The sequence below is a fragment of the Aureivirga sp. CE67 genome (genome assembly GCF_015767245.1).
GTDB lineage: Bacteria > Bacteroidota > Bacteroidia > Flavobacteriales > Flavobacteriaceae > Aureivirga.
Map to the genome: position 1 here is coordinate 826,147 of NZ_JADOTV010000001.1, position 13,942 is coordinate 840,088.

11 protein-coding genes and 1 tRNA gene are annotated in these 13,942 nt (G+C 32.4%); 7 read left to right on the top strand and 5 right to left on the bottom strand.

All coding sequences use genetic code 11. The features are described from left to right. Positions 1-282 precede the first annotated feature (282 nt). A complete protein-coding gene (locus I0K12_RS03735; RefSeq protein WP_196885532.1) occupies positions 283-2,679 on the top strand; it encodes a sodium-translocating pyrophosphatase in 2,397 nt (798 codons plus the stop codon). A 255-nt stretch (positions 2,680-2,934) separates the two neighbouring features. Here I0K12_RS03735 and I0K12_RS03740 read toward each other — a convergent pair whose 3' ends face one another. Continuing rightward, positions 2,935-4,011: a branched-chain amino acid aminotransferase gene (locus I0K12_RS03740; RefSeq protein ID WP_196885533.1), complete on the bottom strand. Its 1,077-nt coding sequence runs from the start codon at positions 4,009-4,011 to the stop codon at positions 2,935-2,937. Positions 4,012-4,146: 135 nt separating this feature from the next. Between I0K12_RS03740 and I0K12_RS03745 the strand changes: the two genes are divergently transcribed. From I0K12_RS03745 to I0K12_RS22090, 4 genes are read left to right on the top strand one after another with little or no spacing between them, the layout of a single operon-like run. After that, on the top strand, positions 4,147-4,665 hold the full coding sequence (locus tag I0K12_RS03745; protein ID WP_196885534.1) for a DUF4920 domain-containing protein: 519 nt from the start codon (positions 4,147-4,149) through the stop codon (positions 4,663-4,665). Then, on the top strand, positions 4,665-5,105 hold the full coding sequence (locus tag I0K12_RS03750; protein WP_196885535.1) for a hypothetical protein: 441 nt from the start codon (positions 4,665-4,667) through the stop codon (positions 5,103-5,105). Before I0K12_RS03745 ends, I0K12_RS03750 begins: the two co-directional genes overlap by 1 nt. A gap of 5 nt (positions 5,106-5,110) precedes the next feature. Beyond that, entirely contained in the window at positions 5,111-5,779 is a 669-nt protein-coding gene (mnmD, locus tag I0K12_RS03755) for a tRNA (5-methylaminomethyl-2-thiouridine)(34)-methyltransferase MnmD (protein ID WP_196885536.1), read from the top strand. Position 5,780: 1 nt separating this feature from the next. Continuing rightward, on the top strand, positions 5,781-5,915 hold the full coding sequence (locus I0K12_RS22090) for a hypothetical protein (protein WP_255552859.1): 135 nt from the start codon (positions 5,781-5,783) through the stop codon (positions 5,913-5,915). A gap of 109 nt (positions 5,916-6,024) precedes the next feature. Here I0K12_RS22090 and I0K12_RS03760 read toward each other — a convergent pair. The 3 genes from I0K12_RS03760 to I0K12_RS03770 all read right to left on the bottom strand — a co-directional run bounded on the left by I0K12_RS03760 (position 6,025) and on the right by I0K12_RS03770 (position 8,315). After that, a tRNA-Asp gene (locus I0K12_RS03760) sits at positions 6,025-6,098 on the bottom strand. Between the two features lie 124 nt (positions 6,099-6,222). After that, positions 6,223-6,537 (bottom strand): rhodanese-like domain-containing protein, encoded by a 315-nt coding sequence (locus tag I0K12_RS03765; protein ID WP_196885537.1) that lies wholly within the window; start codon positions 6,535-6,537, stop codon positions 6,223-6,225. 14 nt (positions 6,538-6,551) lie between these two features. Continuing rightward, positions 6,552-8,315, bottom strand: coding sequence for an aromatic amino acid hydroxylase (locus I0K12_RS03770; RefSeq protein ID WP_196885538.1), 1,764 nt, complete (start codon positions 8,313-8,315; stop codon positions 6,552-6,554). 150 nt (positions 8,316-8,465) lie between these two features. On the opposite strand from I0K12_RS03770, the gene gpmI reads away from it, so the two are divergent. Both gpmI and I0K12_RS03780 read left to right on the top strand, forming a co-directional pair. Then, entirely contained in the window at positions 8,466-9,983 is a 1,518-nt protein-coding gene (gene gpmI / locus I0K12_RS03775; protein ID WP_196885539.1) for a 2,3-bisphosphoglycerate-independent phosphoglycerate mutase, read from the top strand. Positions 9,984-10,323: 340 nt separating this feature from the next. Further along, positions 10,324-12,546, top strand: coding sequence for a M4 family metallopeptidase (locus tag I0K12_RS03780; RefSeq protein ID WP_196885540.1), 2,223 nt, complete (start codon positions 10,324-10,326; stop codon positions 12,544-12,546). A gap of 110 nt (positions 12,547-12,656) precedes the next feature. Here I0K12_RS03780 and metK read toward each other — a convergent pair whose 3' ends face one another. Further along, the gene (gene metK / locus I0K12_RS03785; protein ID WP_196885541.1) at positions 12,657-13,913 is read right to left on the bottom strand and encodes a methionine adenosyltransferase; all 1,257 of its coding nucleotides are present in this window, start codon (positions 13,911-13,913) and stop codon (positions 12,657-12,659) included. Positions 13,914-13,942: the final 29 nt, after the last annotated feature.

Consider the following 13,942-nt stretch of genomic DNA (forward strand, 5'->3'; position numbering starts at 1 on the left):
TCTGAAAACATATTTTAAGATAAACCCAACTTAATCAAGATATTAAGTTGGGTTATTTTTTTTATTTTACCTCATTTTTTTCTACATTTAAGAGAAATATGGAAATTCCTATTACAAATACCCCAATCCATATATTCTTACTATACCAAATTTTGTTTGATAATTTGCTGCTGAACTTCTATAAGCTTTTATAGAAAAATGAAACTGAGAATACTTTCCAATGTTAATGATTAGGTATGGTAATTTTTGATAAAGATTAATCAAAATAATCAAATACATATTATGGAAACAAATGCAATTTATTTGCCAATCATCTTGGCAATTCTCGGATTGTTATTTATGTGGTCTAAACGAGTTTGGGTCCTAAAGCAAAGCCAAGGAGAAGAAAACATGAAAAGTATCTCTAAGCATATCTATGAAGGAGCTCTAGCTTTTCTAAATGCAGAATATCGTTTACTCTTGGTTTTTGTAATATTAGCAAGTATTATTCTTGCAATTATTTCTACTGTTGTTCCTACAACTCATTGGCTTATTGTTATCGCTTTTATTTTTGGAGCTATTTTCTCGGCTTTGGCTGGAAATATGGGAATGCGAATCGCAACACAAGCAAATGTCAGAACTACACAAGCAGCTAGAGAAAGTCTTCCTAGAGCACTTAAAATCTCTTTTGGAGGAGGAACTGTAATGGGGCTTGGAGTTGCTGGTTTAGCGGTTTTAGGTTTAACTGCTTTTTTCATTATTTTTTATAGTATTTTCATGGGAGGACAATGGACAAGTACTGAACAAATGACCATTGTTTTAGAAACTTTAGCAGGTTTCTCTGTAGGTGCAGAATCTATCGCTCTTTTTGCAAGAGTTGGAGGAGGAATTTACACCAAAGCTGCTGATGTTGGTGCAGATTTAGTAGGAAAAGTTGAAGCTGGAATCCCTGAAGATGATCCTAGAAACCCAGCAACAATTGCCGATAATGTTGGTGATAATGTTGGTGATGTTGCAGGAATGGGAGCAGATCTTTTCGGGTCTTATGTTGCTACTGTCTTGGCTTCTATGGTTCTTGGAAATTATGTGATTCATGATATGGGAGGAGAAATCCAAGATCAGTTTGGTGGGATTGGAACTATTTTACTTCCTATGTTTATCGCCGGTTTTGGGATTATTTTCTCAATTATCGGCACATTATTCGTAAAAATTAAAAATAATGATGCCAAAGAAAAGCAAGTACAAGGAGCTTTAAATACAGGAAATTGGTTTGCAATTGTTTTAGTAGCTATTAGTAGTTATTTTTTAATTGAGTGGATGCTTCCATCAGAAATGCAAATGAAATTTTTTGGAGAAGGATACAAAATTGTTCCATCAATCAAAGTTTTCGGTGCTGTTATAGTGGGACTTTTAGTTGGTGGATTAATTTCTTATTTCACTGAATATTATACTGGTTTAGGTAAAAAACCTGTTTTAAAAATTGTAGATAAATCAGGAACTGGAGCTGCTACAAATATCATCGCAGGTTTAGCTACAGGAATGCTTTCTACTTTTTCTTCTGTTTTACTTTTCGCTATCGCTATTTGGGTTTCTTATTCTTTTGCTGGTTTCTATGGAGTTGCAATTGCTGCTTCTGCAATGATGGCAACTACAGCGATGCAATTGGCTATCGATGCTTTTGGACCAATAGCTGATAATGCTGGAGGAATTGCAGAAATGAGTGAACTCCCAAAAGAAGTAAGAGAACGTACAGATATTTTAGATGCTGTAGGAAATACAACTGCTGCAACAGGAAAAGGATTTGCAATTGCTTCTGCAGCTTTAACTGCCTTAGCACTTTTTGCTGCCTTTGTTACTTTTACAGAAATCGATGGAATTAATATCTTCCGAGCGCCAGTGTTAGCTATGTTATTTATTGGAGGAATGGTTCCTGTTGTTTTTTCAGCTTTAGCAATGAATTCTGTTGGAGAAGCTGCAATGGAAATGGTAAATGAAGTTCGTAGACAGTTTAAAGAAATCCCTGGGATTTTAGAAGGAAAAGGAAAGCCTGAATATGCAAAATGTGTAGCAATTTCTACAAAAGCTGCACTTAGAGAAATGATTCTTCCAGGAGTGATGACCTTTTTAATTCCAATTTTAGTTACTGTAATTCCTCTTTGGATTGGATATGAAAATAAAGAAGTAGCTGAAATGCTTGGAGGTTATATGGCAGGAGTAACTGTTAGTGGTGTTGTTTGGGCAATTTTCCAGAATAACGCAGGTGGAGCTTGGGATAATGCTAAAAAATCTTTCGAAGCTGGAGTGATGGTAAATGGAGAAATGACCTATAAAGGTTCGGATGCACACAAAGCCTCTGTTACAGGAGATACGGTTGGAGATCCTTTTAAAGACACTTCTGGACCATCGATGAATATTTTGATTAAACTTACATGTCTTGTAGGATTAGTGATTGCTCCGATTTTAGGAGGACATGCAGTTTCTGATATTGAAAATTCTGGTGAAAACAATTCTATAAATTATGCTCCATCCGGAAATGAAAAAGGAGAAAGTACAAGTGTTTCTATCGAAATTATTAATGGAGAAAAAAGAGCCATTATTGAAAAAAGAATCATTTTAGAAAATGGTGAAGTGAAAAAAACAAAAGAAATATTGACAGGTGATGAAGTAGATGAATATTTAGATAATAATTTTGACGATTAATATCTTTTAGTTTAAAAGTTTATTTAAATGAACTCGTTTAAACTTTTTTTCCAAAACTAAGAGTTTTATCTGATGTTTATTAGTGATGAAGGGAAAAATTTTCAGCATAGCCTTAGCTACGGTTAAAATTTTTAACAAGTCAGTAATGAACATACTTGAAACGAATTTTGAGTTAAAAAGTTTAAATGAGTTCAATGTAAAAAGCCCATCTTCTTAATTGAAAATGGGCTTTTAAATATATGGAATAAAAAAATTCTATTTTTCTTGCACTTGATATCTCCAGTTGAAAATATCTTCTGCTTTGTTTTGTTGAATAGCAGTTAATTCTTGCTTAAACATAGAAGCATAAGAATCTACTAATTCTGGTAATTCGTAATCTTTTTCTTTATAACCAAATCCTTTAATTGGATTGATTACTGCAGCAGTTCCTGTTCCGAACATTTCTAATAATTGTCCTTTCTCAGCAGCTTCTACGATTTCTTTAACAGCAACATTTCTTACCTCAACTTCAATACCTTTACTTTCTGCTAATTTGATGATACTTTTTCTTGTAATTCCATCTAAAATTCTGTCTCCAGTTGGCGCAGTTAAAAGCTTATCTCCTACTCTAAAGAAAATATTCATCGTTCCTGCTTCCTCTAAATACTCGTGGTTACAAGCATCCGTCCAAACAACTTGTTGATACCCTTTCTCCACAGCTAACTGTGTTGGGTAAAATTGTGATGCGTAGTTTCCTGCTGCTTTAGCATAACCTACACCTCCATTTGCAGATCTACTAAATTTTTCAGCGAATAAAACTCTTACTTCACCTGCATAATAAGATTGTGCTGGCGAACAAATAATCATAAATTTATATTCTAAAGATGGTGAAGCAGAAACTCCAGACTCAGTTGCAATTACAAATGGACGAATATAAAGAGAACTTCCTTCTTCTTTACGAATCCATTCTTTTTCTAAAGTCAAAAGTTTGTTTAATCCTTCAAAGAAAACATCTTCCGGAAAAGCTGGCATTGATAACCTTTCCGCAGAAATATTAATACGTTTATGATTATCCGCTGGTCTGAATAACCAGATTTTATCTTCTACATCTTTATAAGCTTTCATTCCTTCAAAAACAGCTTGCCCATAGTGAAAAACTTTAGCTGAAGGATCTAAAGTGATCGGAGCATAAGGTTTGATCTCTGCATTTTGCCATTTTCCATCTTTATATTCACATTCAAACATGTAGTCTGTAAATACTTGACCGAAAGCTAAATTTGAAAAGTCAACCTCTGAAATTTTTGATTTTGCTATTTTTTCAACGTGGATGTTGATAGGAGTATTCGTTGTCATAAAGTTGTGTTTATTTAGTTGTGCAAATTTAACTAAATAATCACAATTTTTAGGAGAAATTAAACTTATATTCTTCTTTTAAGACAATCTTAAGATTTTTATCTTTGCAATATTTTTAATTTAAATTCACAAAAAATGAAAAAAAGCATTTTATTCCTAAGCTCAATTTTACTTCTTGCAGCTTGTAACTCAAACAAGACAGAGAATAATAAAAATGAAACTGCTACTGAAAAAACTGAAAAAGCTCCTGAAAAAATGGCTTTTTTTGGTGAAAAATTTGAGAAAGATGGTTCTATTTCAAAAACAGCAATGTTTGAAAGATATAACAATTTAAAACCAGGAGATACAATTGATGTAAAATTTAATTCAACTGTAAATTCTGTTTGTAAGAAAAAAGGATGTTGGACTAAAGTTGCTTTAGACGAAAATAACGAAGCAATGGTACGTTTCAAAGATTACGGATTTTTCTTACCGATGAACTCTGAAAACAGCGATATTACAGTAAATGGAAAAGCATTTATCACAGAAATTTCTGTAAACGAATTAAAGCACTATGCTAAAGATGCTGGGAAATCTGAAGAAGAAATCGCTAAAATCACAGAGCCTAAAAGAACTTTAGCTTTTGAAGCTGACGGTGTAATTTTAACAAAATAATGAAGTACGTTCTTCAAATACTTTTAGTTTCTTTACTTTTTATTTCTTGTAAAGAAGAAGTAAAGAAAGAACCTATGTCTGAAGAGTCCTTGTCTGAATTTGAGATGTATCAACCTTCAGACATGGCTTTGTTGATGCGAAATATGTTGGATAAGCACAAGGTTCTAAAAGAAAAAATAGAAAAAGGTAAACTACCTACTGTTTTTCCTAAAGTTTATCAAAACATACATACTGCAACATTGACGGATCCATCGGATAAGGATGATGAATTTGACTCTTTTGCTAAATTATACATAGAAAACGAGAAAAACCTTTATGAAAACTCTACAAAAGAGAATGTAAAGGAAAACTATAATGCAGCTGTACAATCTTGTATTGCTTGTCATCAAAGAAAATGTTCTGGGCCAATTCCTAGAATCAAAAAACTTTTAATAAAGTAGACATTTTGGAAAGAAAGATTATTAAAACAGGAGACGGTTCTACGACTATTCATATACCTGAGTGGAACGAACAGTATCATTCGAAGCATGGAGCAATTCAAGAAGCTTATCATGTTTTTATCAAACACGGATTTGAAATTTGTGATTTGGAAGAAATTTCGATTTTAGAAATTGGTTTTGGTACTGGGTTAAATTGTTTCATAACGTATTTAGAAAGTTTAAAAAACAACAAAAAAATACAATATACAGGTGTAGAAGCCTATCCTGTTGCAGAGTCTATTGTGAAGGAATTAAATTATCCTGAAATATTAGATTCTGAAAAATATTCTTCTGTTTTTGACAAAATGCACTCTATTTCTTGGAATGAAAAACACCAAATTTCAGATGCATTCGAGTTAGAAAAACAAGAAAAGAAATTTCAAGATATTTCTGATTCTAATGCATTTGATTTGATTTATTTTGATGCTTTTGGTGCAAGAGTTCAACCAGAATTGTGGACAGAGCAAATTTTTGAAAGCATGTACAAAGCTCTTAAAGATGAAGGAATTTTAGTAACTTACTCAGCAAAAGGAAGTGTTCGTAGAGCAATGCAAGCTGTTGGGTTTTTAGTAGAAAAACTTCCTGGACCACCTGGTAAAAGAGAAATGTTAAGAGGAATTAAAAAAACTTTATAAAATGAAATTTGGAAGAATGAACCAAAGAAAAAAGCCAAATAATAAAAAGTTAGTTCTTTTATTGGTGCTTTTGGCAATTATTATCTATTTATTTTTAAACGCATATGGTTTAACAAAAGCATTTTTTGGAAAATAAATTAGGAAGCACCTTATGGGTGCTTTTTTTATATAAAAAATTTCAAAAGGTTTTCGAAAGTGAAATGTGAGGAAATAAAAAAAGCTCCTCAAAATTGAGAAGCTTTTTGCGGTCTGGACGGGACTCGAACCCGCGACCCCCTGCGTGACAGGCAGGTATTCTAACCAGCTGAACTACCAGACCGTTGCTTGATTGCGATGCAAATATACGAGCTTTTTCGGTACCTGCAAGCTTTTTTTCAAAAAAAAACAGAGAAATATTTCAATTAAAAAATACCTCTCTGTTTTACAACTATTTATCTTGAAAATTATTTTTCAATATATTGATTTACGTTTTGCCAAGGACCTCCATTTATGATGTCTAATCCGTGTGCAGCTAAGAATTCTGTAGCTTGACCACTTCTTCCTCCACTTTTACACACTGCAATAATTGGTTTATTAATCGCTTTAATCTCCTCTACTTTTTGAGGAATCGTGTCTAAAACGATATTTGTAGAATTTGGAACATGTCCTTCTGCAAACTCACCAACTGTTCTTACATCAATTACAACAGCTCCTTTTTCTAAGTAAGATTTGATTTCTTCTCCGTTGTTATTATTTCCAAATAAATTAAAAAAACTCATTTTCTTCTTTCTGTTTATGATACTAAAACAAGATCTTCTGAAATTAAACGAAGACCTTTTTTTATTAAATGATTATACGTTTCGTTGTTTTGTAATTCTTGTAAATGAGCAAATACTTTAGATTTTAACTCATTTTCAGAATCGTTTACTAATTCCATTATCTCTAATGGTAATAACCAATCTGATGGATATTCTTTCGTTAAGATTTCGAAAATAATATTTAATTTCTGAATATCAATATTTCCGTTTTCTCTGATATCTCTAACATCTTGATATAATTTATGAAGTTTTAAATCTTCTTTAGAGTATTCAATTTTTTGTGTTTTCGTTTCCGAAACACTTGCATAATCTTCAAAAGACTCTACACTTGCAGGACCTGCGAATGCAGAAACAACTTCTTTTCCTACTGCCATATCGTAAATTCCCCAAGCAGGATCAAATAAAACAGTATCTCCATGTGTAACCGTACAGTTTTTAAAAGAAATTAATAAGATTTTTCCTTTAATATCTCTAACTCCTGTAATCACCTCTCCAGTTACCACAATTCCACCTTCAAATTCCAAAGTAGTAGTTTCACCTTCACAGATTCCGTACACTTCTAAATCTCTTGGAGACATATCTTCAATAGCAAGATTGATTCCTTTTAATTTTCCTACTGGACTACCAAATCCTTCGGCATGGTAATCAATTCCATGACCAATTAATTCTTTATCTCTGCTAGCTAAAGCAGTTGGCCCTGTAGTTTGAATATAAATTGGATTATGATTTTCTCCTTCAATTACGTTTGTAAAAATACCTGAAACTTGAATTCCTGTACTTAATTCTACTGTTCCTAAATTTTTAGAATCAATTATTTTCTTTACTCCAGACAATCCACCTTTTCTTACAGCCATTGTATTTGCAAACTCTTCAAGAACTTTACTTAAATGTGCAAAATCTGGCGTTACGAATAATTGTGGTTGTGGTTTTGTAATATCAAAACTTACATCTGCAGCTTCTAAGGTATAAGGAAGTTTTTTCACTTCTTCTTTTAAACACCATTCACTTTCTCCGATTGAAGAAAGTAATCCCGCTCCATAAATTTTTGGATCATCCATACTTCCAATTAATCCATATTCTACAGTCCACCAGTGTAAATTACGAATTTGAGCCATTTCTGAAAGCTCTCCGATATCGTCTTGTAATCTTTCTACAACCTTTTGCGCAACATCAATTTCTTCTTGCGTTGAATTAGGATTTTCTTTTAAAATAGAAAGTAAACGAATTGCCTCATAAATCTCATAATCTTTCCCTGATGAAATAGCTTTTGCTCCAATTTCTCCAAATCTTCTCAAATATTCAGAATATTCAGGATTTGCAATAATTGGTGCATGTCCAGCAGCTTCATGAATAATATCTGGTGCTGGTGTATATTCAATATGTTCTAAAGTTCGCATATCTGATGCGATTACTAAAACATTGTATGCTTGAAACTCCATAAAAGAATTTGGTGGAATAAATCCATCTACAGCAACTGCTGCCCAACCAATTTCTTTTAAAATACGGTTCATTCCTTCCATTTCTGGAATTCTTTCAATCGAAATTCCCGTTTGCTCTAAACCTTCTACATATGATGTATGTGCCACTTTACTAAGATAATCCACATTTAATCGCATTACATATCTCCATACAGCGTGGTTTTGTGCTGTATAATCTTCGTAAGGTTGACGCATAATGAATTTATGCAAATGTTTCGGAAGTTTCTTTGTGACTTCATTAAGTATAAAAGGCGTACTCATTTTTAATAAATTTTTGGTTGCTAAAATTAACAATTTCTAAACAATAAGTCATGATAGATGTTATTTTTCACAAAAATCTAACAAAATTATATTGTCGCTAAATGAGTATCTTTGTATTTTCAAACTATTTTCAACACAACAATAGAAAAAATGAACAAGAAAGTTATCTTATTTATATTGGATGGATGGGGAATTTCTCCAGATCCTAATGTATCTGCAATTGATCAAGCCAAAACTCCATTTATGGATTCTTTGTACCAAAATTATCCGCATGCAACGCTTAGAACTGATGGTTTGCAAGTTGGTCTTCCTGAAGGACAAATGGGAAATTCGGAAGTTGGACATATGAACCTTGGAGCTGGAAGAATTGTTTATCAAGATTTGGTGAAAATCAATATTGCAATTCAAGACAAAAAATTTCACGAAGAAAAAGCTATTCAAAGCGCTTTGACTTATGCGAAAGAAAACAATAAAAATGTTCATTTTATCGGATTGGTTTCAGATGGTGGAGTTCATTCGCACTACAAGCATTTAGAAGCTTTGGTTGAAGCTGCTGATGCACAAGGATTGACAAGTTATGTTCATGCTTTTACGGATGGACGTGATGTAGCGCCAACTTCTGGAATTAAATTTATTGAAGAAGTAAACAATCATTTAGAAAAACACAATAGTAAATTAGCTTCTGTTATCGGTCGTTATTATGCGATGGATCGTGATAAACGTTGGGAGCGTGTAAAATTGGCTTATGATTTATTAGTTCATGGAACTGGTGAAAAAACTACAAATATTTTAGAAGCAATTCAGAAAAGTTATGACAATGATGTTACGGATGAATTCATCAAACCAATTGTTTTAACAGATGAAAATGGAAACCCTGTAAAAACTATTGAAGAAGGTGATGCTGTGATTTTCTTTAACTTCAGAACGGATAGAGGAAGAGAATTGACAGAAACACTTACGCAACAAGCTTTCCCAGAATATGACATGCAACCATTGGATTTACATTTTACAACAATGACAAATTACAATGATGCTTTCAATAATATTCATGTGATTTATCCAAAAGATAACTTAACACAAACAATTGGTGAAGTTTTAGAAGCAAATAAGAAAAAGCAAATTCGTATTGCTGAAACAGAAAAATATCCACATGTTACTTTCTTTTTCTCTGGAGGAAGAGAAGTAGAGTTTGATGGAGAGCAAAGAATTATGTGTCCTTCGCCAAAAGTAGCAACTTATGATTTACAGCCAGAAATGAGCGCATACGATTTAACGAATGCAATTATTCCTGAGATTGAAAAAGAAGAAGTTGATTTTGTTTGTTTAAATTATGCAAACACAGATATGGTTGGTCATACAGGAGTGATGGAAGCAGCTGTAAAGGCAGCAGAAACTGTAGATTCTTGTTTAGAAAAAGTAGTTAAAAAAGCTTTAGAACACAATTATACAAGTATCGTAATTGCAGATCATGGTAACTCTGAAACCATGATGAAAGCTGACGGAAGTCCGCACACAGCACATACGACAAATCCTGTTCCTGTAATTTTAGTAGATAAGGAATTGAAAAATATTAAAGATGGAATTTTAGCAAATATTGCTCCTACAATTTTAGACTTAATGGGTGTTGAAAAACCTGAAGTTATGGATCAAGATTCTTTGGTTTCGTAATTTTATGGCTTAAGGATTGTAGCGAAAAGCTTTTGCTAAATAAAAAATTAGAATTTCTTGGCAAACGGAGGCGACCTTAGAAGCCCACGTATTGCTTAGAAATTCTTTTTTTATTTAGGAAAACTTGTAGCGGAAAGCCTGACCTGACTTCTGAACGAAGTGGAAGGAAGGGAAGCTCCAAAAAACAACCTAGCTACACCTTAAATTAAATAATGATACTATTTTATCATTTAAATTATGTTTTTACATATAAGTTAAGTTAATATTTATTTAATGTAAAATATTTTATAGTTTTACGACTAACTATACTAACCTAACTTTTATTTGAAAATACTATAAAATGATAAAAAAATTACTTCTTAAAAAAGCACTTTTTTTGCTTCTTTTATCGCCAATTTCAAATTTTGCACAAACTGAAATTCCTAATCTAAATATGTATAAGGGAAGTTTCAGTTCTAATTTGAGAAGCTTTGAGCTTAATCAAGAGCAAACTTTGAAAAATATCCCAGATTGGTTTCAATTATCTTCAGAGTATTCTTTTGAAGAAATAAACTCAAACACGGACAATTTAAATATAACACATAGAACTTTTCAACAATATTTTAATGGAATTGAGATTGATGGTGCTATTTTGATGCTACATTCTAAAGAAGGAAAAGTATTATCAATTAATGGACAAGTCTTTAATCTGAAAGATATTGATACTTCTGTTTCTATTAGCCAAGAAGAAGCAATGACGATTGGTAAGAATTATTTAAATGTTTCTTCACTGATTCAAGAATATCCTACAGAAACTGTTTTTGCTAAAATACCAACAGAGAATAGTTACATTCACAAGCTAGTACATCAGGTGAGAATTGATTCGAATCAACCTTTTGAATTATGTTATTTATTTATCGATGTGGAAACTGGCAAAGTTTTGAATAAAGTAAATCTTTATGCAAATGAAGATATCGAAGGAACTGCACATACAAAATATGAAGGAGAGAAAACCATTACTTTTTCTGAGCAGGGAGATGAATATATTTTACAAGAAGATGGAAGAGGAATTCAAACTTATAATGCAACAGATGGAACTCTAAATATCAATGGATATACTGGTGCTACCAATTATACAAATTCTTCTACTACTTGGCAATTAACAGGAGATTCTCAAGCAGCATTAGATGTACACTGGGGAATGGAGATGACCTATGATTTTTATTTAGATGTTTTTGATAGAGATAGTTTTGACGGAAATGGTCATGAGATTAAACAATATATCAATCCACCAGAATTACAAGAAAATCCAAATAATGCTGCTGCATTAGGAGCGCCATATAATATCATGATTTATGGATTAGGAAATGGTACACAATATGATCATTTTACAAAATTGGATGTAGAAGGACATGAATTTACACATTTAGTTGTCGGAAGTAATGGTAACGGAGGATTAGTATATCAAGGAGAATCTGGTGCTTTAAATGAGTCTTTTGCAGATATTTTTGGTATTTGTATTGAGTTTTTTGCAAATGGAGAAAGTAGTTGGTTAATTGGAGATGGTGTATTCTTAAATGGATCTTACATGCGTTCTATGTCAAATCCAAATGCAAAACAACATCCTGATACTTATAGAGGAAATTTCTGGATTGAGCCAAGTAATATTGGTTTTGACAATGGAGGTGTACATATTAATAGTTCTATTCAAAATTACTGGTTTTACTTACTAGTAAATGGAGGAAGTGGAACGAATGATAATGGAGATTTTTATGATGTTAAAGCAATTGGATTAGAAAGTGCTAGAAGTATTGCATTTAGAAACTTGATTAATTATGTCTCTCCAAATGCATTATTTTATGAGGCTTTTCAAGGGTCTTTACAAGCTACATCTGATTTATTTGGAGAAGATTCAGAAGAATATCAATCTGTTATAGATGCTTGGTTTGCTGTAGGAATTTATGAAGGAATGGAACAACCATGTTCTGGTATGAAAGTTTTAGAAGCTCCTTCAGAAACTTTTTCGGATGGTAGTGGAAATGGGAACTATGTAGATAATTCTACTTGTGAATGGTTAATTAACCCTGAAAATGCAGCACAATTACAATTAGACTTTAGTGAGATGGATTTAGAGTTTGATTATGATTTCATTTATGTATATGACGGACCAAATGAAGATGCTCCTTTATTAGGAGAATATACAGGTTCTGAAATTCCAGATCCGATTGTTACTACTCCTGGAAATGGAACTATGTTTGTAAAATTCGTATCTGATCCTTATGTAAACGGAACAGGTTGGGAAGCAACTTATACTATCTTATCTTTAAATGTTGAAGAAGTAGATTTTTCTAAATATTTAAAAGTATTCCCAAACCCAACAAATGGAATGATTACGATTGATTCAAAATTTGGAGAAGAAATCGAAGTAGTTCTTAGAGATATGTTAGGAAGAACTGTTACAACTAAAAAGAAAGTTATCAGCGGTAGAAATACTATAGATTTTTCAAAGCTTGAAAAAGGAATCTATAATCTAGAATTCCAAACCGATAAAGGAAGTTATTCAGAGAAATTAATTATTCAATAATTAAAATTTTTCAGATATAAGCTTTTATCAATTTCATTGTATTTATATAATTAAAAAACCCATTTTCAGTTTGAAAATGGGTTTTTCTATTTTTGTTTAAGTTTTATCTCTTACAATCCAAAAGCTTCTACAACTTGGTCAACATAATCTAATTTTTCCCAAGTAAAAGTTTCTACTTCTTTCGTAATCGTTTCTCCTGCAGGATTCGTGAAAGAAACATTTTTCACTTCTGATTCTCTTCCCATGTGTCCGTATGCAGCAGTTTCTAAATAGATTGGGTTACGTAATTTTAAACGCTTTTCAATCGCGAAAGGACGCATATCAAAAATAGCTTGAACTTTCTCAGCAATCTCACCATCTGTTAAGTTTACTTTAGAAGTTCCATACGTATTTACATAAATTCCCATTGGTTCTACTACTCCAATAGCATAAGAAACTTGAACTAAAACCTCATCAGCAACACCAGCTGCTACTAAGTTTTTCGCAACATGACGAGTTGCATAAGCTGCAGAACGGTCTACTTTACTAGGATCTTTTCCTGAGAAAGCTCCACCTCCGTGTGCTCCTTTTCCTCCGTAAGTATCTACGATAATCTTACGACCAGTTAATCCTGTATCTCCGTGTGGTCCTCCAATTACGAATTTTCCAGTTGGATTGATGTGGTATTTAATATCTTCTCCGAATAAATCTTGAATTTCTGGAGAAAGTTTTTCTTTAACTCTTGGAACTAAAATATTGATGATATCCTCTTTTATCTTAGCTAACATCTTATCTTCATCAGTATCGAACTCGTCGTGCTGCGTAGAAACTACGATTGCTTCAATTCTTAAAGGTCTATTATCATCTCCATATTCAATTGTTACCTGAGATTTTGCATCTGGACGTAAATAAGAAATTTCTTTATTCTCTCTACGTAACTCAGCTAACTCTCTCAATAATAAGTGAGATAAATCTAAGGCTAAAGGCATGTAGTTTGAAGTTTCGTTAGTTGCATAACCGAACATCATTCCTTGATCTCCTGCTCCTTGCTCTTCTTCCGAATCTCTATCTACTCCTCTATTGATATCATCTGATTGCTCATGAATTGCAGAAAAAACTCCACAAGAATGACTATCAAATTTATATTCACTTTTTGTATATCCTATTTTCTTAATAGTTTCTCTCGCAATACTCTGAACATCTAAATATGTTTTAGATTTCACCTCTCCGGCTAAAACTACTTGTCCTGTAGTAACTAATGTTTCACATGCAACTTTTGAATTTGGATCAAAAGCCATGAAGTTGTCAATTAATGCATCTGATATTTGATCAGCGATTTTATCTGGATGTCCCTCAGAAACAGATTCTGAAGTAAAAAAATACGACATAGTTATCTATTTTCTTTTTAAATGAAATA